We start from the raw sequence: 25728 nt of genomic DNA on the forward strand, positions 1-25728 counted from the left end.
CAAAAAGCAAGTAATAATTGTAACATTTAAAAAATGATCGTTTGGATCTAGTCGTGTATTATCCCATAAACCTAATTGGTGAATTTTTGACTATGTTAAAAGTAGGGGAATTTAAAAAGGGTTAATTTTTATTCATAAAATAGAAGTAGATGCATAGGGCGAAATAAAAGAAAAAAGTCGTAGAAAAAACTACGACCTACTAAATGAAAGTTTATATTTTATTTTGAAGTTCCTGCAATTTTTCGGCTTGTCCAATAAACTCCTGCCACAACAAGAAGCCCACCAATCACTTGTGAAGCGATTATTTTTTCACCAATGAAAAGAACGGCGAAAATAGATGCAAAAACGGGTATAAAATTTAAGAAAATCCCTGCACGATTAGCACCCCATCGGACAACCCCAGTATTCCAGGCAATAAAAGCTACTATTGATGCTAAGATACCTGTATAAAGAATGGCGAAAATTGAAGTAACGGACCAGTGAATAACCATTGTAGTTGTTAATGATTCATGGATATAAAACGGTAGTAACATAATAATTCCAACTGCAATTGAAACAAGGAATGTTGAGTGTCCTGGAAGCTCCTGAGAATATTGCTTAACCAAAAGTGAATAAATACTCCAAAGAATAACTGCAATAATTACGATTAAGTCCCCTTTATTAAAGGTAAAATGCAATAGTGTTTTGAGCGAGCCATTTGAAATAATGGTTATTACACCAATGAATGAAATAGCGGTACCAATCATTTGATTGCGGTTTAATTTTTCTTTTAGGAAAATGAATGACATAAAGTAAATAACGACAGGTGTTAGCATATTCATTAAGGATGCATTAATAGAAGTAGTAAAGTGTAATGCTATGTATACTAAAGTATTGAAGCTCGCTACTCCAGTAAAACCTAATACAAGAATGATTACCCAGTGTTTTTTGATTTTTGGCCAATCTCGTTTGAAAACCTTATAAGAAATTGGTAGAAAAACGATTAACGCAACACACCATCTCAAGAATGCTAATGTGAAGGGGGGTAACTCATTTGCAACAGCTCGTCCAATAACAAAATTCCCACCCCAAAGTATGGTTGCAATTAATAACAAAACAACTGGAGGAATTTTATTCATCAAATGCCCTCCCATAAAAAATAATTTCTCTTCATACTTAAAAATAATAGTATCCAAACTTATTCAGAATATTAGCTAAATGCCTAAGAAATGCATCACGATCGGAATACTGAAAATACTGATAATGGTTGTAACAAATGTTGTAAATGAAACTAAATCTGGCTCTGTATCAAATTGCAAGGCTAACATTGTGGTATTTGCGGCTGCAGGCATTGCTGCTTGAATAATTAGAACAGATTTGATGAGATCACTTACTGGCATAAACCATAAAATTACTGCTGCAACAATCGGAGAAACAATGATACGTATAATGCTAACAGAGGTAACAAACCGATATTTCACCCGTGTTTTTTTAATAGTTGCAAGTTGCATACCTAATACAAGCATTACTATAGGAATAGACGCATCAGCAACTAGATCCACGCCATTCATCACTGACTTTGGAACATGAACATGAAGCAGTTGGAGGGTAATCCCAAAGAGACAAGCGTATAAAACAGGCATTCTAAAGACATTGCGAAGTGCTTGTTTGACAGTAGACTGCCCCTTTCCACCAATTGATGCAAAGAAAATTCCTAGAGAATTCATGAATAATGAATGTAACACCATGATTATTACGGCAATATGAAACCCTGGAGAACCTAATGCAAACAGGACTACTGGTGCGCCATAATTTCCACTGTTCATGAATACTGCACTGAGCACCATTGCTGAAACTTCTGATTTTTCTGCTTTTAGAAAATGAGCCCAAATCCAAGTAATGATAAATAATACAATGACTAATAGAATTGCAAACATACATATGTATAAATAATCCATTGTCAATGCAGTTGTATAAAATGTACGAAAAGCTAAAAAAGGCGACATTAAATACAATGACACGGTAGAAATGGTTTTGATATCAAAACCGATAACTCTTTGTCCGATATAACCAATAAGAAAGACGATTAATACCGGTAAGATAATTAAAAACAGATCCAAAATCGTCACCTCTTATAAAATTGTCCTCTTTTATTATTTCATGTTCCGAAAGAATGGCAAGTATTTTTGTAAGAAAAAATGTATAATTATAAACTTATTTGAGAAAATTTAATAATAGAAATAAAAAGGAGACATCGCAAAAAGCGATGTCTCCTTAGACGAACCCTATTTTAAATTTTAACGTCTTTACATATGAATGTGACTACCAAAATTTTTGTAGAAACTCATCGCGGCCAGATGTAGCGCGATCTTTTTTATAATGATTAGGATTCTTTTTATAAAAATCTTGATGATAATCTTCTGCTGGATAGAAGGATTCAGCAGTTCTAATTTCAGTAATGATTGGTTTTTTGAATCGACCACTATTAGCTAATTCAAGTTTAGATTGTTCAGCTTCTAACTTTTGTTGTTCAGAATGATAAAAGATGGCAGTGCGGTAATTAGTCCCTCTGTCTTGGAATTGACCTCCATCATCAGTAGGATCGATTTGTTGCCAAAAAATTTCTAGTAATTTTTTGTATGGGAAGATTTCGTTATTAAAAACAATTTGGACGACCTCTAGATGACCCGAGGTACCTTTTTTAACGTCTTCATATGTAGGATTTTCTATCTGACCACCCATATAGCCTGAAGTAACACTGTGTATGCCATCCCATTCGACAAATGGTTTGACCATGCACCAAAAGCATCCACCGGCAAAAGTAGCAGTTGAAAGAGTTGTTGTAGTCATTTTGATGACCTCCTAAATTCAGATTTGGCCCAATATACTTGCGTAGAATAGTTTCTACATCTATTATGTAGTGTACATGATAACTTCCTAGAAAAAAAGAAGTAAAGAAAGGGGAAAGTCATATGGAGGAAAAGCGTCATACTCATGTCCGTAAGAAAAAACGAAAACTAAGAAAAGGTCGTACCTTTTTTATTATATTAGTTCTACTAGCGATTATTGTTGGTGTTTATTCATATACGCAATATAAAGCAGGTCAAAAACTAGCGGCTAGTTCTGGCATTACACATAAAACAGAGCAATTTAAAGGAGATACACAAACAAAATCAAACGTCGAAAATATCCTATTATTAGGTGTAGACTCTCGCGGAGAAGCAAGATCAAGAACAGACTCCATGATGTTAGTCTCTTGGAATAAAGATACAAATGATGTCAAAATGGTTTCCTTTATGCGCGATATTTATGCAAATATTCCAGGGTATCAATCCTACAAATTGAATACTGCATACTATTTAGATGGAGTTCAGTTGTTAAAAAGTACATTGCAAAATATGTTTGATGTAGAAATTAATCATTATGCATTAATCGATTTTAAAAGTTTTGAATCATTAGTGGATATTATTGCTCCTAATGGTGTACAGGTTTATGTAGATCATGATATGTCTCAAAATATCGGAGTTAGTTTGAAAAAAGGTGAACAACGATTAAACGGAAAAGAACTATTAGGCTATTCACGTTTCCGTCATGATAATCTTGGTGATTTTGGTCGAGTTGATCGTCAACAAAAAGCACTCGAAGGTTTGAAAAAAGAAGCTCTTTCACCATCGAACTTTAAGAACTATCCTAAATTACTTGGTGCAATTCAAGGTTACGTCCAAACTGATTTAACAAATAGTAAAGAATTATCATATATGTTATCCATTATTAAAGGTGGCGGAATTAATATTCAACGTTTAACAATTCCTGTGGAACATAGTTATAGCTATGGTTATTATCCACAAGCAGGTTCTGTTCTTGAAATTAATGTCCCACAAAATCAACAAGCTTTAGATAAATTTCTTGGTTCCAATAAGTAATATAGGAGTATAATGGTATTAGTAGATAGGACGAAAAAATGTTTTGAAAGTGTAACAAAAGAGGGGGGAATTCATTGCAACCAGAAAAGCGTTCATTCTTATCAACAAGGTTTATCCAGTTTCTTGGTGGCAAAAATCTGTTGTATGGATTAATTACATTACTACTATTAGGATGCATCATTTTAATTTATGATAAGATTTCCTTCATCTTTTATCCGATTGTAGTTTTTTTAAAAACCGTTGTTTTACCAGTAATTTTGGCGATGATTCTATATTATTTACTAAGACCTGTTTTACATCTATTGATGAAATGTAAGATACCGAAAATCTGGGCGATTTTAATTATTTATGTTGCAGGAATCGGGATTATCTCATTATTCGTTACACTTGTATTTCCGTTCTTAAAAGAGCAATTTATGAATTTGACACAGGAATTTCCGATTTACTTTATGCAAGTAGTAAACTCAGTTCAAAACTTTCTTGAGAATTCTAGTTTAAGTGAATCATTGGCAAAATATAATTTTGATTTGAATGATGCGTTAAATAATATTTCAAATCAGTTAAATAACACAGTGAAGGACGCTGCAAAAGAATTAGGCACAAGTTTAGCAACTGGTATTACAGGTTTTATCTCTACTTTGACTGGGATTGTTTTGGCCATTATTACAGTTCCATTTATCTTGTTTTATTTATTGAAAGATGGAGAAAAACTACCAAAATACATTCTGAAACTTCTTCCGCCACGTATGCGAGAAGATACTGCACATGTATTTCATGAGGCAGATCACCAAATTAGTAGTTATATTCAAGGTCAAATTTTAGTTGCATTTTGTATTGGGGTCATGGTGACAATTGGTTTTTTAATCATCGGTTTAGATTATGCAGTTGTTTTAGGGGTCTTAGCGATGTTAACAAGTGTTGTGCCATATTTGGGTCCGATTATTGCGATTACACCAGCAGCTATTATTGCAGTGGTAAATGCACCAATTATGTTGCTAAAATTAGCTGTCGTTTGGACGGTTGTACAATTAGTAGAAGGTAAATTTATCTCACCACAAATCATGGGGAAATCACTCCATGTACATCCAATCACTATAATATTCGTATTACTTACAGCAGGCGCCCTCTTTGGTGTACCTGGAGTTGTTCTTGGAATCCCAGGATACGCAGTATTAAAAGTATTTGTAACGCATCTCTTTTATCTCTTTAAAAAACGTTATAATAGGTTTGCAGTTAATCCAGATCAAGAGTATCAAATAGAGGATTGGAGAAACACAGATCACCATTAAAAAAAGACATTCACATGACGCATTATCGTCATATGAATGTCTTTTCTTTTTTTGGTTCTATGGGACGTTTAGATAGTATTACAGTAGAAAAGTGAGGTGAATGACTTCAAACGGGTTTGATTGATATTTCGAATTGTGTACCACCAAATGAGAAAGGATATTATCTAAAAATAATTAATAATTCTCTTTTTGTTAAAAATTCGTTAAATTATAAAAATACAATTGACTTTATAAATATCCAGAAATATAATAGTTACATCATAAACAAGAGGTGAGAGCAATGCAGGTTGGGGTAATTGGAGCAACAGGATATGGGGGTCTGGAATTATTAAGGTTTTTGTATAATCATTCAGAAATTGAAAATATCCATCTTTTTTCATCATCAGAAAATGGGGTAGCGTTTTCGAATAAATATGCACATTTACGAAAAATTATAGACCAACCATTACAACAAATTGAACCTGAAGCATTGCAAAAATTAGATGTGGTTTTTACTAGTACTCCTTCCGGGGTATCAAGCAAACTGATTCCGGAAATTTTGACAGAGAGAGTAAAAGTGATTGATCTTTCAGGTGATTTCCGAATAAAAAATGCAGAAGATTATGAAAAATGGTATAAGTTAGCAACACCTCCGCAACCATTTCTACATCAAAGTGTATATGGTTTATCAGAATGGAATGCAGAAGAAATAAAAAAAGCAAAATTAATTGCTAACCCTGGTTGTTATCCAACGGCAGTTTTATTATCTCTTCTCCCACTTTTACATGATCATATAATTGATTCAGAGAATTTAATTATTGATGCGAAAAGTGGGATAAGTGGAGCAGGGAACAAACCGAATGCAAATAATCATTTTTGCGAAACAAACGAGAATATTTCTATTTATAAAATCAATAAACATCAGCATATTCCTGAAATCGAGCAAGCGATGTCAATGTTCGCATTCACAGATCATCCAATTACCTTTTCCACTCATTTGGTTCCGATGAATCGAGGAATAATGGCAACTAGTTACGCTAAAGTACAAAATGGAGTAACAGAAAGTGATCTTCTAAGTTGTCTACATAACAAGTATGACCAGCACCCATTTATACGAATCATTGACGATGCTTCAAAAATAAGTACGAGTCAAGTTCGTGGAACAAATTATTGCGATATTCATGTAAATGTAGACGAAAGAACTGGGCGTGCAACAATTATTTCAGTGATTGATAATTTAGTTAAAGGTGCAGCCGGACAAGCAATACAAAATATGAATTTAATGTTTGGTCTAGAAGAATCATGTGGATTAAAACAAATTCCAATTTGGATTTAAGGAGCGAAGAACATGACAGTAATAATAGAAAGTATAAAGAGAAGTGCAAGCCATAATCTGATATCGCCAAAAGGATTTAAGGCAGCAGGAATTCATTGCGGTGTAAAACATAAGAAAAAGGATTTAGCAATTTTAGTAAGTGAAGTACCTGCAAATGTAGCAGGGGTATTCACTACAAACGTAATTAAAGCGGCACCTTTATTATTATCAAAAGAAGTGGTGCATAATACTGGGAAAATGCAAGCCATCATCGTTAACTCTGGAAATGCAAATGCATGCACAGGAAAACAAGGTGTAGAAGATGCGATTACAATGCAAAAATTAACTGCTGATAAATTAGGAATATCTCAAAATTTAGTTGGAGTTTGTTCTACAGGAGTTATTGGTGAATTAATGCCAATGGATACGATTAAAGCAGGAATCGAGAAAATTGAAGCAGGCTCACAATTAGAAGATGCACTTGATTTCTCACAAGCCATATTAACTACAGATACGGTGACAAAACATACTGCGTATACAATAAAAATCGATACTAAAGAAGTCGTCATTGCTGGTGTTGCGAAAGGATCTGGCATGATTAAACCAAATATGGCAACAATGTTAGCGTATATCACAACGGATGCCAATATTAGCCATGAAACATTGCAAGCATTACTTTCAGACACAACAGAAAAAACATTCAACGCTATTACTATTGATGGTGATACATCAACCAATGATACTGTACTTGTTCTTGCAAATGGTTTAGCAGGAAACAATGAATTAACGCCAAATCATCCTGAATGGAATGTTTTTACAGATGCGTTTAAAGCAGCATGTGAAGATTTATCTAAGATGATTGCTAAAGACGGTGAAGGTGCAACTAAGCTAATCGAAGTCAATGTTACGGGTGGAATCACTGATTTAGAAGCTCTCCAAATTGCCAAAACTGTAGTAGGTTCATCTTTAGTAAAAACAGCAGTGTTCGGCTGTGATGCAAACTGGGGAAGAGTAATTTGTGCAGTAGGGTATAGCGGTATGACGGTGAATCCTGAAACAATCTCCATTCAACTCGGTTCTACAACTGTTGTAGAATTCGGTGAACCAATTCCATTCTCAGAGGAAGAATTAACGGAATATTTAAAACAAAATGAAGTGAAAATTGCTGTTGATCTAGGAATTGGTGAAGGCAAAGGAACAGCATGGGGGTGCGATTTAACATATGACTATGTCCAAATTAATGCCACATACAGATCTTAAGAAGCTAGTTATAAAACTAGGAGGAAGTATGTTAGCTGGTCTCGAAACATCCTTTTTTGAGGCACTTAAAAAGTATCAATCAAAAGGCTTTCAAGTGATTATTGTGCATGGTGGAGGACCAACTATTAATGAAGATTTAGAGAAAAACAATATTACTTATAAAACAATTAATGGTATTCGCTATACTTCTAAGGAAGCTGTAAGTATTGTACAAAAAGCACTTGTTGAAAAAGTGAATCCTTTTTTAACAAAACAACTCGTTTCAGCTAATATAAAAGCCATTGGATTAAATGGGATAGATGGAAACATTTTTGAAAGTGATTTCTTAGATCAAAGTAAATATGGATATGTGGGTAAAATTTTAAAGGTTCATGAAGAAAAAATACAAGGCTATTTAAATGCTGGAAAGGTACCCGTTATTGCTTGCTTTGGTGCAACAAATGATGGATTTCCCCTTAATATTAATGGTGATACAGTGGCAAGTCATATTGCCTTAGCAATAGGAGCAAAGGCGTTATTTCTTATAACGGATACTAATGGTATAAAGATACAAGATGCAGTACAAAAGGAAGTGAATCCTGAAGAAATTAATCAATGGATTCAATCAGAAGATATATATGGTGGAATGATTCCAAAAGTTGAAGCAGCAATTGAATGTTTAAATGCAGGTATTCCAGCAATTCATATTGTTAATCAAAATTTTGAAGGAACAAAAATATCTAAAGAAGGTGTTCGCTCATGAGCGCATTATTCGGAAACTATGCTAGAAGACCTGTTCAAATTGTCAAAGGTTTAGGGACAGAGGTATGGGATGAAAATGGTAAGACATATTTAGATTTCACAAGTGGCATTGCAGTACTAAGCCTTGGCCATGCAAATCCAATATTGGTCGATACAATCAAAAAGCAAAGTGAACTTCTTTGGCATACATCAAATCTATTTGAAAGCAAGCTCCAAGAACAATTGGCAGAAAAATTAGTAAAAGATACCCATCTTGCACACGCATTTTTCTGTAATAGTGGAACAGAAGCGAATGAAGCAGCAATTAAATTAGCAAGAAAGCATACTGGAAAACATAAAATTATTACATGTCTACACTCTTTTCATGGTCGAACTTTCGGAGCAATGTCAGCAACTGGGCAAGAAAAAGTACATAGTGGCTTTGGTCCAATTGTTGAAAAATTTGAATACATTCCATATAACGATGCAGAAAGTTTACTTTCAACTGTTGACGATGAAACTGCAGCAATCATGTTAGAAGTTGTGCAAGGAGAAGGAGGCGTTCATGTTATCACACCTGAATTTGCTGAAGCAATTCAAAAGGTTTGCGAAGAAAAAGATATTTTATGTATCGTAGACGAGGTGCAAACAGGAATTGGCCGATCGGGGACAGCTTATGCATACATGCAAACAGCGTTAAAACCAGATATTGTAACACTTGCAAAAGGATTAGCAGGCGGTTTCCCGATTGGTGCTATGCTTGGAACAGCAAAACTATATGATAGCTTTGGACCAGGGACACACGGATCTACATTTGGTGGAAACCCATTAGCTGTGTCAGTAGCTACAACTGTTGTGAATGAAATTTTTAATAAAGAATTTTTACAAAATGTGAAGAAAAAATCACAATATCTGACTGAAAAACTAGTTAAGGCACTACCTTCTTCAGTAGAAGTTCGCGGAATGGGGTTATTGCAGGGAATAACTTGTGAAAATTCTACAAAAATCGTTGATGCAGCTGAAAAAAATGGTTTATTACTTGTAGCTGCTGGAGATAAGGTGGTACGCATACTACCTCCACTTACAGTAAGCTACGAGGAAATCGACGATGCTGTCACTATTTTACAGGCATCAATTCCAGTTACATCATCTTTGAAATAACATCTGTGAATTAAAGCGCTCAGAGAACCGCCATTCACTAGCAAATAACCTCTTTTTAGTGCTTCCAATAAGCGGAAAGGAACGGGTACCTTTCTACTTATTGGAAAGCACTATTTTTTGTTTTGAGGGTTAGAAAATTTCTTAGACAGAAGAGGTAAAGTAAGGGATCTCTCATTATTTGAAACTAATATATAATAGAAGAAAGGAGGGATTTCATGCAGTATCAATGTTTAGAAGGTAAAATTATTCATATTGGTGAGAGAGCTATGATAAAGTGTCAGCTTAAAGATTCCGATGAAACGATCCTTTTGAAATTACAACCTAATACGCCTATTGTACATGGGCGAAATTTTGATATATTAAAATTTAGAGATATAAAAGTGGGCAATTATTTTAAAGCATATGTTCAAAATCCAAAATTTGATTCAGGAAAAAGTTCATTAGAATTCAATCCTTCAATTCTAGTGGTAAATGAAGGAGACAACTTTTTTGCTGTTATGATTGGTCAATTTGATAATGAAACAAATTTGGTTGGGGATCAATTACTTACACGAATAAATGAGAATGCTGTAATTTGGTCATCTCAAGGGTTTTTGGAATACAGAAGTGAAATCTTTGTAAATCGTGAAGTAGCCGTTTTTTACAAAATCAGCACACTCTCAATTCCACCACAAGCAACCCCACAACTTTGGGTTATTTTGTAACAATAGGTTGATTAAAACCGATTAAAAAATTTTTATCAAGTTTTATGGGTATATATTATAAAGCTATCTTAGGGATAGCTTATTTTTATGTTTATTATTAACCTCGATAGTCTATATAATAAAAAAAGAGATGCAATAAGAGATAAGATAGATTGAAATATTTAACAATTATAAATATATTATTTATAATAGAGTTGAGCATTGTATTGCGAAATCAAAGGTATGTTTTTTGGTGATAAAATACAATTTCTCATAAGAATTCAACTAAAATATGCAAAAGGAGTGGTGCTTATTTTTTACTAAGACAGTCCCCGCTTACACAATCTGCAATTGAAAGAATGCAAGTAAGACTACCCCATAATCATTACAAGCAACAAATGCTACTCGAAGAATCATATTGTTTCCTAGCGGGTTTGCAAGGTGAACAACTCATTGATCAATTTATTAAGCAAGCCAAAATTAGCGGTCAGTTTGTTTATTTACCGAACATCACAATTACTTTACCTCACAACAAAAAATCACAAATCGATGGTCTATTAATAACAGAGAAATATATATTAATCGTTGAAGTAAAAAATATGAAGGGCGAATTATTTTTTGAATCTTCCCCAGCACAACTAATTCAGAAAACGGAAGAGGGGGAAAAAGCCTATAGTTGTCCTCAAATTCAGGTCATCACCGCAGCGTATAATATTAAAGAATTTTGCATGGAGAATAAAATCTTAGATCTCCCTGTTCATTGTGTAATAGCAATGCCAAATCGAAAAACGATTATACGGAAGTCACCTAAAAAGGTAAAATTATTATTTGGAAGAGAGCTCCCATTATATATTGAAAAATTAAATTCATTACCTTCGTTAATAAATAAAGCTCATATAAAGAAACTTGCAAAATCAATCGATAGAAACCAATCACTAGTAGAGTTCGAACCACTTTCTTACAGATATAAAATTGATGTTACTGATTTGAAAAAAGGAGTCATCTGTAAATGCGGTCATCTAGGTGTACGAATCAATCAAAGAATATGGAGATGCAACAAATGTAACGAAGAAATAGAAAATGCACTTGAACAAGCTTTGGAGGACTGGTTTTTGTTGATAAAATCAACAATTTCGATAAAAGAGGGTATGGAATTTTTGGGAATATCAAATCGGAATATGATTAGGCGTCTTTTTATAAGATTTGGATTAATTAGAAGTGGAACAACCCGAAGTGTTGTTTATTCTCGAAAATGATATAAGAGTGAGTGGAATTTAGAAAATTTAGATTTTGTAGAAGCTTGACTGAAGCATAAGGAAGCTCGAGTGAAGCAAAAAGAAGCTCGAGTGAAGCAAAAAGAAGCGCGAGTGAAGCAAAAGGAAGCACGAGTGAAGCAAAAAGAAGCTCGAGTGAAGCAAAAAGAAGATTGAGTGAAGCAAAAGGAAGCTCGAGTGAAGCAAAAAGAGGCGCGAGTGAAGCAAAAAGAAGCTCGAGTGAAGCAAAAGGAAGCTCGAGTGAAGCAAAAAGAAAGCTCGAGTGAAGCAAAAAGAAGAGCGAGTGAAGCAAAAATAAGCTCGAGTGAAGCAAAAAGAAGATTGAGTGAAGTAAAAGGAAGCTCGAATGAAGCAAAAGAAAGCTAGAGTGGGGCAAAAAGAGGCTCGAGTGAAGCAAAAAGACACTGGAATCAATTAAAATAGCCTTTAAACTATAGAAATCGAAACAAAAAGGTAAAAAAACACCCAGATTACACATATATAGATTGATATTTATATAAAAATGCATCGATTATCAGTAATAAACTTTGATACTCAGATCAATTTCACAAAATTTCAAGCCAGTTTCAGTAAATTGAGCATAAAATAAATCCGCATCAAACAAAAATGCCCGAGTTTGCTTCAAGCAAACTCGGGCTTCTTAACTTACAAATTCCAATATTCCAAATTAGGCTTCAATCTTAGAAAGCTTTCCTAGACGTTTAACTGCTTCACTTAATAATGCTTCATCTTGAACTAATGCTACACGGACATAATTTTTTCCAGCTTCCCCGAAGATAGAACCAGGTACAATAACGACTCCAGTTTCTTCTATCACTTTGAAAACAAAATCGATATCATTCAGTTCTTGCATGGGATATTTTGCCCAAACGAACATACCACCATTTGAAGGTGTAACAGTCCAACCAATGTTTTTCAAACCTTCCATTAATGTACGATGACGCTTTGTAAATACAGCACGTAAATGATCTGTAATTTCTTCGGCATTGTCTAAAGCAACAATAGCAGCATCCTGAATAGGTTGGAAAGTACCAAAGTCAAGATTTGATTTTAGCTCTTGAATGATTGAAATCATCTCAGCATTTCCTGCGATATAAGCGATTCGTGATCCAGCTAAACTAAAGCTTTTTGATAGTGAATTAATCTCCATACCAACTTCTTTAGCACCAGGAGTAGATAAGAAACTCATTGGTTTACCACCATCAAAATAGAACTCTGAATATGCAGAATCATGAAGTACGATAATATTGTGTTTTTTTGCAAATGCAACGACTTTTGCAAAAAAATCTTCAGAAGGCATAGCAGGTACTGGATTACCAGGTAAATTCAAAATCATCAATTTAGCTTTTTCTGCAATTTCCGTAGGAATTGCATCTAAGTCTGGTAAAAATGAGTTTTCTTCTAATAAAGGCATATAATAAGGAATCGCTTCGGCTAAGTGAATACCGGCATCATAGGCTACATAGGCGGGATTAGTTGATAAAACATAATCCCCAGGGTTACAAAAAGCCATTGGTAAATGGACTAAACCTTCTTGTGAACCCATTGTTTGAATAATTTCTGTTTCGGGATCTAAATCTACATTACTGCGGCGTTTATAGTAATTTGCTACAGCTTGATAGAATTTTTTTGTTCCGCCTAAAGTATAGCCATAAGAACTTGCCAAAGCTGCTTGTTTTGAAAGCTCCATACGAACCTTCTCATCTGGTGGTAGATCGGGGCTACCTAGACTTAAATCAATTATCTTTGTACCAGTAGCTGCTTTACGAGTGGCGGCGGCCTTTAAATCTCCGAATATTGCTTTTGGAAACATAGCCATTTTCTTTGATCTTTCGATTTTCACTAGTAAGCACTCCTTAGTTGAAATATAAATTTAACAAATATTCTACCATAGTTATCTATTATATAACAGGGTAATACATAAAAATTTTAAAAATATCAATAATTTTTTTAATTGCTTAAAAGATGGAATTTAAAGCTTTTAGATTACTAAATTTCAGAAAATTTATGTATTAGTGTGAATTTTCATAAAAAATTAAATTATTAGTTAAAAAATTTGTCGAAATTTGTTATACTAATGGAGTGGAATATAATATGAGTCTATTTAACTGGTTTAGGGTTAAATTAGTATAATATATATTACCAATGGTCTTAGAAGGGAATAGAATAATATGGGTAAAACGATCAAGTGGAAAATAATTAGTACAGTTATTCTTTTGGTGGCTGTAGGTTTAGTTTTGTTAAACGTTGTGAGTACTTATACTGTCAATCAAAAGACGAATGCTAGTCTAATCGATCAAAGTCAAGTACTTGTAACAGAAATGTCTTCATCAATTGAAAATTATCTAGGAAATTATGAAAAAGGGCTTATTCAATTTTCTAAATCAAGTGAAGTTCTTAATTATAAAGGGAAACAATCAAAGAAATTACTTGTTGGAAAATTCAATGATTTCTTATCAATCTACAACTCAACAACTTCAGTATATTATGCCCAAACGAATCGACATTTAGATATTTTACCAGAAGCAGATTTAGGTTCTGATTTTGATCCTACTTCGCGTGATTGGTATAAAAATGCTTATAATAGTCCAGAAAAAGTATATTGGACTGCTCCATATATTGATCAAGCTACTAAGGAATACACGATTTCTGCTGCAAAAGCAGTTGTGAAAGATGGCAATGTTATTGGTGTAGTTGGTATAGATATTTTATTATCAAACTTAACTAAAGAGATTTCTAAAACAGAACTTGGGTTTAACGGTTACCCTATTATTGTAGAAAATGATGGTAAAGCAATAGTACATCCAACAAAATCTGGTCAAGATTTGTCAAAATATTCTTATGTTAAAAAGATGTTGGAAAACAATAAAGAAAAAGGGGTTGTATACGACGCTGAAAAAGGCAAATCGTACATAACAATTTACAATACTTTACCTAACTTAAAATGGAAAATTGGTGCTGTCTATGATGAAGCACAAATTCACCAAACAGCTTCAGATATCCGAAATATCTTTGTTATTGTATCAATTATTCTTTTAGCAATCCTTTTTGTAGTACTTATTCTAGTTATTGCAAAGATTACAAAACCAATTGGTGTTTTAAGAAAATTAATGGATCAAGTGGCAAATGGTAACTTAACTGTGCGCTCTCAATATAGTGGCAAAGACGAAGTAGGACAACTATCTCAAGATTTCAATAAAATGATAGAAAACATGAGTTCTACTATTCGTGTTGTAAAAGATTCCTCATTTAATGTAAATGATAACTCTATGAAATTAAGTGCTTTAGCTGAGGAAACCAATGCTTCAAGTGAAGAAGTTACAGCAGCGATTGGAGAAATTGCTGAAGGTGCAAGTAATTCTGCTGGTCGTGCAGAGACTGCTGGTGAACATGCACATTCATTAAGCATTCAAATTAATGATATTCATGAAAAATCAAATGCTATGAAGGAAATTGCTGAAGAAGCACAAATTGTAAATAGTGGCGGCCAAAAACAAATCAACAAACTACAATCCACTTTTACTGAGTGGGAAAATAGTATGTCAGAAATGGCAAATGTAATTGTGACATTAGAAAATAAAATCAAGTCTATTAATAGTGTTATGCAAACCATAATGGATATTTCAAATCAAACGAATTTATTGGCTCTTAATGCTAGTATAGAAGCAGCTAGAGCAGGTGAACACGGGAAAGGATTTGCTGTCGTAGCGGAAGAAGTTCGGAAATTAGCAGAGCAATCAGCAACTGCAACTGAAGAAGTTCGAGAAATCGTTCAAGTATTACAACAAGAGTCAAAACTAGTAACAGAGCAAATGTTGGCAACAAAAAATAATTTCCAATCACAAAATGAAGTAGTAAGTATTACAAGTGAGACTTTCTATAATATTTCTAATCTCGTTCAACGTCTTCAAGAATCTATCTCGGTGATTTCAAAAGATGTAATTTCTGTAACGACATTTAAAGATGAAGTAGTTGACATTATTCAACTAATGGCAGCAACCTCCGAAGAAACGGCAGCAGCATCTGAAGAAGTAAGCGCATCTTCAGCAGAACAACTAAATGCAATCGAATCCGTTTCGGCATCTGCAGAAAACTTAACTCAATTAAGTGAAAAGCTTTCAGATGCAATAAAAAAATTTAAAATAGATTAGACTCTTGTAAAAAGGTTGTTTAACGTAATAAAACCCAAATGTACAAGTTAAACATTCGGGTTTTATTACTTAAATTGTATGGAGGTATTTAATACCTATAATATCAATATGTTTAATAACCTTAATAAATCAACGGTTAAGTTGAATTTTAATTTTCAGAAAAGTTTGCATTAATGACATTGTCGTGTTAGGATTACATTAATTACATAATTCTTATCAAGAGAAGCTGAGGGAAATGGCCCAATGAAGCTTCAGCAACCTCTGCATGGCAGAAAGGTGCTAAGTCCTACAAGACAATTGTCTTGGAAGATAAGAAAAAGAAACTCAAATTACTTGAAACCTCTTTTCTTATCATAGAAAAGAGGTTTTTATTTTTTCTGAAAAGGAGCGTTTACGAATGCCAATTAATATTTCGAAAGACTTACCTGCAACAGAGCTTTTAAAGAAAGAAAAAATCTTCGTGATGGATGAGGTTCGCTCAAAAAGCCAAAATATTAGACCATTAAATATTGCAATCTTAAATTTAATGCCTCAAAAAGAAAAGACAGAATTACAACTTCTTAGATTACTAGGGAATACACCATTACAAACAAATATAACATTTCTTAATACTGCAACACATGAATCAAAGAATGTCAGCAAATCTCATTTAGAAACATTCTATACAACTTATGAAGAAGTAAAACATCGCCGTTTTGATGGGCTTATTATTACGGGGGCACCGATCGAATTAATGGAATTTGAAGAAGTTGACTTTTGGAATGAGATTCAAGCAATCATGGATTGGTCAAAGACAAATGTTACTTCCGTATTGCATATCTGTTGGGGAGCTCAAGCTGCACTGTATCACCACTTTGGAATCGGAAAGTTCCCATTACCAGAAAAATGTTCAGGAATTTATCAACATACTGTGAATGATTCAACAATAAAATTGTTAAGAGGGTTTAATGATATATTTACAGCACCTCATTCAAGAAATACTTCCGTTTCGCTTGAAGAAGTAGAATCACACCCAGATTTAACCGTATTATCTTTTTCTGAAGAAGCTGGACTATTTATGGCTATTTCAAAAGACGAAAAATTAATTATGGTAACTGGGCATTTAGAGTATGATGCAGATACTTTGAAACAAGAATATGAACGAGACGTTGCAAAAGGTTTAGATATTTCCGTTCCAGAACATTACTTCCCGAATGATGATCCAACTAAAACACCGCTAAATAGCTGGCGTTCTCATACACATTTATTATTTTCAAACTGGTTAAATTATTACGTTTACCAAGAAACACCTTTCGAATGGGAATAATGGGGGGATTAGTTTGAATGAAATAAAAGTTGCGGTCGTGCAAGCTGGTTCATATTTGATGGAGATAGACAGAACAATTGAAAAAGCGTGTTCTCTTATTTTAGAGGCAGGTGAAAAAGGTGCAAAACTTACACTTTTTCCAGAAGCATTTATAGGGGGTTACCCACGTGGATTAGACTTTGGTGCAACAGTTGGAAATCGAAATCAAAATGGTAGACAAGATTTTGAGAGATATTCTGATGGAGCGATAACAGTCTCAAGTAGGGAAACAGAACTGTTAGCAAATGCAGCAAAACAAGCAAATGCATATGTTATCATGGGTGTTATTGAAAAGGAAGAGTTAAATCGTGGGGGGACATTATATTGCTCCGTTTTCTATTTTGGACCTGATGGTGAATTTTTAGGCAAGCATCGTAAACTAAAACCAACCGGTTCAGAAAGACTCATATGGGGTGAAGGCGATGGTAGTACAATGCCAGTAATAGAAACGCCATTTGGCAGAATTGGTGCTCTTATTTGCTGGGAAAATTATATGCCTCTAGCAAGGACTGCAATGTATGCAAAGGGTATAGATATCTATTTAGCTCCTACAGCTGATTCGAGAGATGCATGGTTTTCAACAGTGAGACATATTGCATTAGAAGGTAGATGCTTTGTCTTATCATGCAATCAATATGTCACTTCGGATATGTACCCAAAAGATTTTCAAGAAAGATCGGAAATCCAAGCATTCAATGGTGAGGTAACCCGTGGAGGAAGTTGTATTGTAAATCCATTAGGTGAATTTATTGTTGAACCTGTATTTAATAAAGAAGAGATTTTGTATGCAGAGTTACCTCTTAAACAAATAACTGAAAGTAGATTTGACTTTGATGCAGTTGGACATTATGCAAGAAATGATATATTTAGTTTAACCGTTGATGAAAAGCCCAAAAGCTCAGTTCAATTTACTTCAAAATAAATCGTTCCCGCTGATAGAGCTTTCTTTCAGCGGTTTTTTATTCCCGATATCATTAGATTTGGATTAATTTGATATAATAGTTTTTAATGTGAATCTATTTCATAATTCGAAATTTATATAAATTATACGTACGTTTTATTATATCCAATTATTTGTGGAGCGAAAGACGGCGACTCCTACGGGAAAGCCCCACAGGAACGTAGTGACGAGGAGATTGAAGCCAAGCCCGTGGAAAGCGCCGTCTGTAGCGGAACAACCAAATCTGAATAAGGAAAAAATAAATGCATTAAGGTACGTGTATTTAAAAACTAAAAACGAGATTAATATATGTAAGAAATGAGGAAATGGATGATGTTTAAAACAATTGGTGTTTTAGCGCATGTAGATGCAGGGAAAACAACTTTTTCTGAACAATTGCTCTATCATACAAATAGTATAAAAGAACGTGGGCGAGTCGATCACAAAGATGCATTTTTAGATAATCACGAGATTGAACGTGAACGAGGTATCACAGTTTTTGCTGAACAAGGTCGTATGGTTATCGGGGAAGATACCTATACAATTATTGATACACCAGGGCACGTCGATTTTTCTCCTGAAATGGAGAGAGCGATTCAAGTTTTGGATTACGCAATTGTCATTGTCAGTGCAATAGATGGTGTAGAGGGAAATACAGAAACAGTTTGGAAACTGCTAAGAAAATATAACGTTCCAACATTTATTTTTATCAATAAAACAGATCGTGATGGAGCAGATGTCGCAAAAGTAATTGAAGAAATGCAGAAAGAACTTTCACAGGATATAATTTCAATTACTAATCGACTATCTGGACAGTCGATTTCAGAATTGCTACTTGAGTTTATTGCAGAAAGAGATGATAAACTTCTTGAAAAATATATGGAACAAGATATAAATGAACAACACTTTCTACAAACTTTTCGTCAGTTAATTAAAAAAGGCGAGGCGTTTCCATGTGCTGAAGGCTCTGCATTGAAAGATATAGGGGTTTTGGAATTTTTTGAGCAGCTGATGACTCTAACAGAAACGAATTTTAATAGTGAAGAGCCTTTTACAGCAAAAGTTTTTAAAATTCGTCATGATGAAAAAAAACAGCGGATTACATTTATGAAGGCAATGACAGGTAAGTTAAAAGTTCGTAATGCACTACATATTGGTGGGACATCCGAAAAAGTAACGGAAATTCGTCTTTATAATGGAGAAAAATATGAAAGTGTGAAAGAAATACAAGCTGGAGAGATTTTCGCAGTAACAGGTATCACTCAAGCTACAATAGGGGATGTTATAGGAGAAATAGAAAATAAGCGTAAACATACATTTGAACTCGTACCTACATTACAATCGAAAGTTGTAAATGATGGAATTGAACATATTAAAGAAGTATGGGCAAACTTCAAGTTATTGGAAGCTGAAGACCCATCGTTACATGTATTGTGGAGTGAAAAGTTTCAAGAAATACATATCCATGTTATGGGCGTTATTCAATTAGAAGTACTAGTTGAAGTTGTAAAAACACGCTTCGGACATAAAGTGCATTTTGAAAATCCCCAAATTTTATATATGGAAACTATTGATCAACCAGTAAAAGGATACGGCCATTTTGAACCATTAAAACATTATGCTGAAGTACATTTGAAAATGGAACCAGTTGACAGGGGGAATGGAATCTTATTTGAAAATGCATGTCATGCCGATGATTTATCTGTAGGGCATCAACGATTAATTGAACAACATCTATTTGAAAGAGAACATCATGGACTTTTAACAGGGTTTCCAATCACAGATATCAAATTTACACTTGTTACAGGGCGAGCTCATATTAAACATACGGAAGGTGGCGATTTCAGAGAAGCCACATATCGTGCCATTCGACAAGGTCTTGAACAAGCGGAAAATAGACTTTTAGAACCTTATTATTCTTTTAAGATGAAAGCTTCTAGTGAGTTTGTCGGTCGCATGATGACAGATATTCAACAGGCAAGTGGGGAATTTGAAGCTCCTCATATAATAGAAGAAAAAGTAATTATGAAAGGCCGTGTACCTGTTTCTACTTTTATGAATTACAGTACTATATTTGCAGCGTATACGAATGGGAAAGGTGCTCTTTCTTTAACGTTTAGTGGATATGATACTTGCCATAATACAGAAGAAATTATCGAGAATTTGAATTATAACAAAGAGGCGGATCCAGAATATACTTCTTCGAGTATTTTTTGTGCAAAAGGAAAAGGTTATGTGGTACCGTGGCATGAAGCAGAAGCAGCTATGCACTGTAGTGAATAGTAAGTTGGTATTTGTAAAAATGCTTTTAATTAAAAGGGTCAGTGTTATTTAAAAGCTTTATTTAGAAAAAATGATAAAGGTGTTGATTAGTGATGTAAAGCTAATTAACACCTTTTTATGTAAGATAGTATGGGCGTAGTGGGGGGCGAGTCCACACCCCGCTGTATTTTTATTCAACTATAAATCACTTAAAAGTAAAATGTCTTAAAAAGAAGTAATTGAAAGAGAATCAATCGCATAAATATTAATAAAACCGCACATGAGATTATTTCTTTTGCGCGGTTTTACATATAAATTGCACAAATAACTTTCAAGTAATCTTATCAAACGGAAAAGTTAAAAGGGAGGAATATTATTTGGATAATATTAACAATTCAGATCGTAGATTTACTATATAAGAAAGGAAACATTAATATTAACAACAAAAATATTACTATTTTTAGGAGGAGAAAATGAAAAAGCTGTGGATGTTATTAGTAGTACTAATTTTCTTAACTGGTTGTGGGACGACAAGTGGAAAAAGTATAGAAGGCAGTCAGATAAATGAAAAATTCTTGGGTGAGTGGGCAGGCGATATTGAAATACCTCAATCATCATTAACGATTAATTTGAAGCTAGATAAAAGCATAGGTACTTTATCAGTTCCGGAGCAAGGGTTAAAAGATTATCCTTTTGAAAGTATTACGTATGATGGCAATAAAATTAATATTATCATTAATTTTAAAGGTTCTAAAATTAATATTTTAGGAGAATTAAAAGAAGATCGTATTGATGGTACGATAATTCAAAACGGTGAAACATTTGCTGTTGAATTAATGCCATTTGAGGAACAACCGTTTTTGTAATATGAGATCCGTTGATAATAGACACTTGAAAGTTACTTTACAAAAGGTGATTTCTGTAGAGAACAGTAATCATCTTTTTTAAATTAATAAATTATTATTTTAAATTAATTGAAGTAGCGAAATTACAATAAATAGAAAAAGTGTAATATACCATGTTTAAGGATTTATTGTTGCATAGATACAAAAATGTAAAAAGTTAATAGAATAAGAGACGGAGGCATAAAAAATGAAAATTCGTGAAATAGAAGTATTAGATGCAGAGCCATTTTTGAAGTTATTATGCGAAGTTGAGAATTCAAATAATATGCTGTTTAACCCAGGTGAAAGAAGTACGACGATTGAAAAACAAATAAATATTATTCAATCAATTAAAAATGATCCACGGTCTACTTTCTTAGTTGCTGAGAAAGAAGATAGACTGATTGGATATATTGGTATTATGGCAGGAGATTTACAAAGAACCAAACACATAGGGCGGATCGTGTGTGGTGTTTCCGAACAATCTAGAGGATTGGGAATTGGAACGAAATTATTCCAAGAAGTTTTTAATTGGATTGAAGGAAAGTATTTTACTAGATTAGAATTGACAGTTCTTGTAACGAATTCAGTTGCCATTAAATTATATGAAAAAATGGGATTTATAAAAGAAGGAAAGAAAATTGACTCATTATTAATTGATGATCAATTCGTTGATGAATGGTACATGTATAAAAGAGTATGAATTATTATGGAAAGGAAATCGACATATTGCAGGATAAAAGAGAAGCTGAGTTAATTGAAATTATTCAGAAAGACGCTTGGATGGTAAAAATATTAAAAACAGTAGAAAAACTAAATCTACCAGATTGTTGGGTTTGTGCGGGATTTATTCGAAATAAGGTATGGGATTTCGTACATAGTTATAATGTTAGAACACAATTAAATGATATAGATGTAATATATTTTGATCCATCGAATATTTCGCAAGAAGTAGAAAAGAAGATGGAAAGTACATTACGAGGAATAATGCCAGCTGAACCTTGGTCAGTTAAAAACCAGGCTAGAATGCATATGAAAAATCAATCAAAACCTTATACATCATCACTTGACGGAATTTCGCATTTTCCTGAAATTCCTACTGCAATTGGCGCAAAAATCATTAATGGGAAAATACAAATTCTTGCACCCTATGGAGTGAGTTCTTTATTCGATAAAAGAGTTGAGCCAACTCCTTATTTTACAGCAGACAAGGAATTGCATACAATTTATCACAAACGTATTCAATCAAAAGATTGGAAACGAACGTGGCCAGAATTAGAAATACTTTAAGAAATGTGTAATCCTAGTTAACCTTTAATTAAATAGTAAGCTCGTTTACAGCAAAACGTATGAACTATCAAAAGTCTTGATGAATAATTCCATTTATTGATCCCGATTCTTAACTAAAAGTTGGAATTGGGACTTTTTTTATTTAATAATTACTAATCTTATTAATTTAGTGTGAATTAACTATTGAATGAAGATTTGGATAAGGATATAATAAATACCAATTAGTTTACTATGAATTAAAATGAGGTGAAAAAATGGCTTTAATGATTATTACAGGTTTACTTTGTGGGGCAGCATTAGGATTCGTTTTACAGAGAGGAAGATTTTGTTTAACTGGTGGTTTCCGTGATATGTATCTTGCAAAAGATAATCGTATGTTTTATGCACTTTTATTAGCTATCGCAATTCAAAGTGTAGGTGTATATGCGTTAATTCAATATGGATTGTTACAATATGAAGCTGGAACTTTTTCTTGGGTTGCCGTTGTTCTTGGATCATTCATCTTCGGTATAGGGATTGTACTTGCTGGGGGTTGTGCAACAGGAACTTGGTATCGAGCAGCAGAAGGATTAATTGGTAGTTGGATTGCACTTATTTTCTATATGATTACAAGCGCTATTATGAAATCTGGGGTGCTATTACCAGCAAATGAAAGATTGTCATCTATTCAAGTTCACAATAATTCAATTCCAGCAACTTTTGGGTTGAATGTATGGGTATTTATCGTTATTTTGGTTGCAATTGTAGCAATAATCATGATTAAAGAAGCAAGAAAGCCAAAAGTTGTTATTCCATCCTTAAAACCTAAGAAAACTGGAATTGCACATCTATTATTTGAACGTCGCTGGAATCCATTTTTCACAGCATCACTAGTGGGAGTAATTGCGATTATCGCATGGCCATTAAGTGAAGCAACTGGGCGTAATGCTGGTTTAGGGGTTACTACTCCATCAGCTAATATCGTTCAATATTTAGTAATTGGAGATAAATCTTATTTAAACTGGGGCGTATTCTTAGTTTTAGGTATTTTCATTGGTTCATTTATTGCTGCTAAAGCTAGCAATGAATTCCGATTACGTGTGCCAGATGTAAAAACAATCGTTTCAAGTCTATTTGGTGGTATCTTCATGGGGATCGGAGCAAGTCTAGCAGGGGGATGTACGATTGGAAATGGTCTTGTAAGTACAGCCATGATGACTTGGCAAGGCTGGATCTCACTAGCATTTATGATTTTAGGTGTTTGGACAGCATCATACTTTGTATTCGTAAGGCCAAGAGTAAAAAAACAAGCAGTAGCGAAACGTGCAGTCAGTCCAGCATCATCACATTAGGAGGAATAAAGAATGGCAAAAGTATTAGAAACAATGGGGCAAGTTTGTCCTTTTCCATTAATTGAAGCAAAAAATGCAATGGAAGAAATTATATCCGGTGAAGATTTAATTATTAACTTTGATTGTACTCAAGCAACAGAAAGTATTCCAAGATGGGCTGCTGAAGAAGGTCATAAAGTGACAAACTATGAACAACTAAGCGAAGCGTCTTGGACAATTACAGTTCAAAAGAAATAGAGATTTATTATCGATAAAAATAAAAGACAATGCTTGCTTGAATATTAGCGTGGCAGTGTCTTTTTAATTTGTGATTTTTAACATTTACTTTTGGTATCTACGTAGGGAAGTGGAAATTGTTCCGAAGAAATTTATTTTATCAAAAAAGGAACATCATCATTTGATGATGTTCCTTTTATAATATGGGCGTAGTGGGGGTCGAACCCACAACCCCCTGATTAAGAGTCAGGTGCGCTAGCCAATTGCGCCATACGCCCGTTGCGTTATGACATAAATTATCATAACGCTATATTCTTATAATGTCAAGAGGGGAACTAGGATATTATCTATGTTCTTTTTGATGTTTATTTTTTTAGAAAAAGTCTTTAATGTCTTTATTTTATTTTTGTAAGTATTTTTTGTATTCCGAATATGAGATTTCCCCAAAAAAATCTTAGCCATTTCTCTTTGAAAATGTTGAATTAGTTTAAAAGAACGGCATTAATTCAAAATAACAAAATTGCTCACCCAAATTAAAGGTGAGCTTTACTGAAAATAGATATAGAAATCTAACAGGAGAGTATTACAAGGAAAGATTCATTTCTTTAAGAGCTAACGCCTCAATAGTTGCCGGAGTTGTTTGTAATGCAACTGCCATTTCTGCAAATAGTGTATGTTGAATAAATTCAAGAAACTTATTGTCTTGATTGGAAAGTTTCCTTTCTAAAAGTGCAAATTCAGATTTCTTTCGTAAAAGTGTAATCAATAAACTGACAATGTCATAACGATTACCATTATTGATCGTATTTTCAAACATTCGTACTCGATTTGAGTTGTTATCGATCCAATCTACACCTTTACTTGAAAATTGTTTAATCAATGCTTTCGATTCTTGGGCGTTAACTAAAGGCATGAAGCAACTTTCTGCACTATCTACCGGAATTCGAATAATTAATCCTTCTTTGTCAATCGGATGAAGAACATAATATAATTTTGTATGATCATTGAAAGTACTTTCACTTACCTCATCAATATGACAAATTCCATGTGACGAATAAATAATCAAATCACCATTAGAATACATTTTAACTACCCCTTAATTGTATTGTCAACTTAGTTGACAATATTAAGTATAGCCTTATTAGTAGTATAGTGTCAATCAAGTTGACGATTTAGGCATGCTATTATAAAGTGTATTCATTAGAAATGATAGGAGTGAACTACCTTGTGTAGTCAATTAGAAGAACTTGATGTACTAGATTTATTGAGTAAACGGCACATGAACTTAAGAAAGAAAGTAGAGAGTATGTGGAATGCTGCAAACAAAATTAAGATTTCAAATTCTGAATGGTATGTTATTTCGCATACATACAAACAACAACCAACGATTGCTACTGTTACGAAACAGGTAGATATTACACGCCAAGCAACTCATAAATTAATTAAAGGACTAGAGCAAAAGGGCATATTAGAAATTCATAATGCTTTGCATAATAAGAAAGATAAGTGTGTCACTTTAACAATCTATGGGGAATCCATGTATGAAGAATATACAAAAATAAAAAACGAGTTAGAATCAGATATTTGTCACCATATCGGAGAAGAACAATTACAGCTCCTTAAATCGATAATAAGTAGTGATTGGGGAATAGAAGACTGATAAAATGAATTTTCAGCTAGTCGGTAACCTTTTCCTGGTGGAATAAAAGAACTTTTATAAAAAAAG

General features: G+C 33.6%; 24 protein-coding genes, 1 tRNA gene and 1 riboswitch. Of the genes, 19 read left to right on the forward strand and 6 right to left on the reverse strand.

The features are described 5' to 3' along the window. Nucleotides 1-218: 218 nt before the first annotated feature. From ABE048_RS04140 to msrA, 3 genes are all read right to left on the reverse strand, one after another. Complete coding sequence (locus ABE048_RS04140; protein ID WP_430309328.1) at nt 219-1118, reverse strand: DMT family transporter; 900 nt, start codon at nt 1116-1118, stop codon at nt 219-221. Nucleotides 1119-1193: 75 nt separating this feature from the next. Continuing rightward, on the reverse strand, nt 1194-2099 hold the full coding sequence (locus ABE048_RS04145; RefSeq protein ID WP_430309330.1) for an AEC family transporter: 906 nt from the start codon (nt 2097-2099) through the stop codon (nt 1194-1196). A 202-nt stretch (nt 2100-2301) separates the two neighbouring features. Then, nucleotides 2302-2829 carry a peptide-methionine (S)-S-oxide reductase MsrA gene (msrA, locus tag ABE048_RS04150; protein WP_430309331.1) on the reverse strand — a complete coding sequence of 176 codons (528 nt, stop codon included), beginning with the start codon at nt 2827-2829 and terminating at the stop codon, nt 2302-2304. Between the two features lie 122 nt (nt 2830-2951). Here msrA and ABE048_RS04155 point away from each other — a divergent pair, with 122 nt between their 5' ends. The 9 genes from ABE048_RS04155 to ABE048_RS04195 all read left to right on the forward strand — a co-directional run bounded on the left by ABE048_RS04155 (nt 2952) and on the right by ABE048_RS04195 (nt 11949). Then, entirely contained in the window at nt 2952-3902 is a 951-nt protein-coding gene (locus ABE048_RS04155) for an LCP family protein (RefSeq protein WP_430309333.1), read from the forward strand. Between the two features lie 74 nt (nt 3903-3976). Continuing rightward, nucleotides 3977-5191 (forward strand): AI-2E family transporter, encoded by a 1215-nt coding sequence (locus tag ABE048_RS04160; RefSeq protein ID WP_430309334.1) that lies wholly within the window; start codon nt 3977-3979, stop codon nt 5189-5191. Between the two features lie 280 nt (nt 5192-5471). Beyond that, complete coding sequence (gene argC, locus ABE048_RS04165) at nt 5472-6506, forward strand: N-acetyl-gamma-glutamyl-phosphate reductase (protein ID WP_430309335.1); 1035 nt, start codon at nt 5472-5474, stop codon at nt 6504-6506. Nucleotides 6507-6518: 12 nt separating this feature from the next. Next, nucleotides 6519-7745, forward strand: a complete 1227-nt coding sequence (gene argJ, locus ABE048_RS04170) for a bifunctional glutamate N-acetyltransferase/amino-acid acetyltransferase ArgJ (RefSeq protein WP_430309337.1) — start codon at nt 6519-6521, stop codon at nt 7743-7745. Then, nucleotides 7708-8487 carry an acetylglutamate kinase gene (gene argB, locus ABE048_RS04175; protein WP_430309339.1) on the forward strand — a complete coding sequence of 260 codons (780 nt, stop codon included), beginning with the start codon at nt 7708-7710 and terminating at the stop codon, nt 8485-8487. Before argJ ends, argB begins: the two co-directional genes overlap by 38 nt. Then, entirely contained in the window at nt 8484-9626 is a 1143-nt protein-coding gene (locus ABE048_RS04180) for an acetylornithine transaminase (RefSeq protein ID WP_430309341.1), read from the forward strand. The genes argB and ABE048_RS04180 overlap by 4 nt, the downstream gene beginning before the upstream one ends. Nucleotides 9627-9841: 215 nt before the next feature. After that, a complete protein-coding gene (locus ABE048_RS04185) occupies nt 9842-10330 on the forward strand; it encodes a hypothetical protein (protein ID WP_430309343.1) in 489 nt (162 codons plus the stop codon). A gap of 377 nt (nt 10331-10707) precedes the next feature. Beyond that, complete coding sequence (locus tag ABE048_RS04190; RefSeq protein WP_430309570.1) at nt 10708-11565, forward strand: nuclease-related domain-containing protein; 858 nt, start codon at nt 10708-10710, stop codon at nt 11563-11565. A gap of 174 nt (nt 11566-11739) precedes the next feature. After that, complete coding sequence (locus ABE048_RS04195; protein ID WP_430309345.1) at nt 11740-11949, forward strand: hypothetical protein; 210 nt, start codon at nt 11740-11742, stop codon at nt 11947-11949. 301 nt (nt 11950-12250) lie between these two features. Here ABE048_RS04195 and ABE048_RS04200 read toward each other — a convergent pair whose 3' ends face one another. Further along, entirely contained in the window at nt 12251-13426 is a 1176-nt protein-coding gene (locus tag ABE048_RS04200; protein ID WP_430309347.1) for an aminotransferase class I/II-fold pyridoxal phosphate-dependent enzyme, read from the reverse strand. A gap of 328 nt (nt 13427-13754) precedes the next feature. Here ABE048_RS04200 and ABE048_RS04205 point away from each other — a divergent pair, with 328 nt between their 5' ends. The 9 genes from ABE048_RS04205 to ABE048_RS04245 all read left to right on the forward strand — a co-directional run bounded on the left by ABE048_RS04205 (nt 13755) and on the right by ABE048_RS04245 (nt 24023). Continuing rightward, the gene (locus ABE048_RS04205) at nt 13755-15734 is read left to right on the forward strand and encodes a methyl-accepting chemotaxis protein (protein WP_430309348.1); all 1980 of its coding nucleotides are present in this window, start codon (nt 13755-13757) and stop codon (nt 15732-15734) included. A gap of 210 nt (nt 15735-15944) precedes the next feature. Then, nucleotides 15945-16050: riboswitch (SAM riboswitch) on the forward strand. An 81-nt stretch (nt 16051-16131) separates the two neighbouring features. Then, a complete protein-coding gene (gene metA, locus ABE048_RS04210; RefSeq protein ID WP_430309350.1) occupies nt 16132-17040 on the forward strand; it encodes a homoserine O-acetyltransferase MetA in 909 nt (302 codons plus the stop codon). Nucleotides 17041-17053: 13 nt separating this feature from the next. Continuing rightward, a complete protein-coding gene (locus ABE048_RS04215; protein ID WP_430309352.1) occupies nt 17054-18001 on the forward strand; it encodes a carbon-nitrogen hydrolase family protein in 948 nt (315 codons plus the stop codon). Nucleotides 18002-18352: 351 nt separating this feature from the next. After that, nucleotides 18353-20302, forward strand: coding sequence for a GTP-binding protein (locus ABE048_RS04220; protein ID WP_430309354.1), 1950 nt, complete (start codon nt 18353-18355; stop codon nt 20300-20302). Between the two features lie 452 nt (nt 20303-20754). Continuing rightward, nucleotides 20755-21147, forward strand: a complete 393-nt coding sequence (locus ABE048_RS04225) for a hypothetical protein (RefSeq protein WP_430309356.1) — start codon at nt 20755-20757, stop codon at nt 21145-21147. Between the two features lie 226 nt (nt 21148-21373). Then, nucleotides 21374-21868, forward strand: coding sequence for a GNAT family N-acetyltransferase (locus ABE048_RS04230; protein ID WP_430309358.1), 495 nt, complete (start codon nt 21374-21376; stop codon nt 21866-21868). A 26-nt stretch (nt 21869-21894) separates the two neighbouring features. Further along, complete coding sequence (locus ABE048_RS04235) at nt 21895-22455, forward strand: nucleotidyltransferase family protein (protein WP_430309360.1); 561 nt, start codon at nt 21895-21897, stop codon at nt 22453-22455. A 254-nt stretch (nt 22456-22709) separates the two neighbouring features. Then, entirely contained in the window at nt 22710-23786 is a 1077-nt protein-coding gene (locus ABE048_RS04240) for a YeeE/YedE thiosulfate transporter family protein (protein WP_430309362.1), read from the forward strand. A gap of 12 nt (nt 23787-23798) precedes the next feature. Continuing rightward, nucleotides 23799-24023 (forward strand): sulfurtransferase TusA family protein, encoded by a 225-nt coding sequence (locus ABE048_RS04245; RefSeq protein ID WP_430309364.1) that lies wholly within the window; start codon nt 23799-23801, stop codon nt 24021-24023. 183 nt (nt 24024-24206) lie between these two features. Here ABE048_RS04245 and ABE048_RS04250 read toward each other — a convergent pair. Next, a tRNA-Lys gene (locus tag ABE048_RS04250) sits at nt 24207-24280 on the reverse strand. A gap of 305 nt (nt 24281-24585) precedes the next feature. After that, nucleotides 24586-25086, reverse strand: a complete 501-nt coding sequence (locus ABE048_RS04255) for a CarD family transcriptional regulator (protein WP_430309366.1) — start codon at nt 25084-25086, stop codon at nt 24586-24588. Between the two features lie 141 nt (nt 25087-25227). On the opposite strand from ABE048_RS04255, the gene ABE048_RS04260 reads away from it, so the two are divergent. Next, on the forward strand, nt 25228-25662 hold the full coding sequence (locus tag ABE048_RS04260) for a MarR family winged helix-turn-helix transcriptional regulator (RefSeq protein WP_430309368.1): 435 nt from the start codon (nt 25228-25230) through the stop codon (nt 25660-25662). Nucleotides 25663-25728: the final 66 nt, after the last annotated feature.

The organism is Rummeliibacillus pycnus, assembly GCF_050459865.1.
In the GTDB taxonomy this organism is placed as follows: Bacteria; Bacillota; Bacilli; order Bacillales_A; family Planococcaceae; genus Rummeliibacillus; species Rummeliibacillus pycnus_B.

Bases quoted from the DNA above. Each gene is read 5' to 3' on its own strand.
- ABE048_RS04140 (WP_430309328.1), bottom strand. From the start codon at position 1,118: ATGAATAAAATTCCTCCAGTTGTTTTGTTATTAATTGCAACCATACTT.
- msrA (WP_430309331.1), bottom strand. From the start codon at position 2,829: ATGACTACAACAACTCTTTCAACTGCTACTTTTGCCGGTGGATGCTTT.
- ABE048_RS04155 (WP_430309333.1), top strand. From the start codon at position 2,952: ATGGAGGAAAAGCGTCATACTCATGTCCGTAAGAAAAAACGAAAACTA.
- argC (WP_430309335.1), top strand. From the start codon at position 5,472: ATGCAGGTTGGGGTAATTGGAGCAACAGGATATGGGGGTCTGGAATTA.
- argJ (WP_430309337.1), top strand. From the start codon at position 6,519: ATGACAGTAATAATAGAAAGTATAAAGAGAAGTGCAAGCCATAATCTG.
- argB (WP_430309339.1), top strand. From the start codon at position 7,708: ATGACTATGTCCAAATTAATGCCACATACAGATCTTAAGAAGCTAGTT.
- ABE048_RS04180 (WP_430309341.1), top strand. From the start codon at position 8,484: ATGAGCGCATTATTCGGAAACTATGCTAGAAGACCTGTTCAAATTGTC.
- ABE048_RS04185 (WP_430309343.1), top strand. From the start codon at position 9,842: ATGCAGTATCAATGTTTAGAAGGTAAAATTATTCATATTGGTGAGAGA.
- ABE048_RS04190 (WP_430309570.1), top strand. From the start codon at position 10,708: ATGCTACTCGAAGAATCATATTGTTTCCTAGCGGGTTTGCAAGGTGAA.
- ABE048_RS04205 (WP_430309348.1), top strand. From the start codon at position 13,755: ATGGGTAAAACGATCAAGTGGAAAATAATTAGTACAGTTATTCTTTTG.
- metA (WP_430309350.1), top strand. From the start codon at position 16,132: ATGCCAATTAATATTTCGAAAGACTTACCTGCAACAGAGCTTTTAAAG.
- ABE048_RS04220 (WP_430309354.1), top strand. From the start codon at position 18,353: ATGTTTAAAACAATTGGTGTTTTAGCGCATGTAGATGCAGGGAAAACA.
- ABE048_RS04225 (WP_430309356.1), top strand. From the start codon at position 20,755: ATGAAAAAGCTGTGGATGTTATTAGTAGTACTAATTTTCTTAACTGGT.
- ABE048_RS04230 (WP_430309358.1), top strand. From the start codon at position 21,374: ATGAAAATTCGTGAAATAGAAGTATTAGATGCAGAGCCATTTTTGAAG.
- ABE048_RS04240 (WP_430309362.1), top strand. From the start codon at position 22,710: ATGGCTTTAATGATTATTACAGGTTTACTTTGTGGGGCAGCATTAGGA.
- ABE048_RS04245 (WP_430309364.1), top strand. From the start codon at position 23,799: ATGGCAAAAGTATTAGAAACAATGGGGCAAGTTTGTCCTTTTCCATTA.
- ABE048_RS04255 (WP_430309366.1), bottom strand. From the start codon at position 25,086: ATGTATTCTAATGGTGATTTGATTATTTATTCGTCACATGGAATTTGT.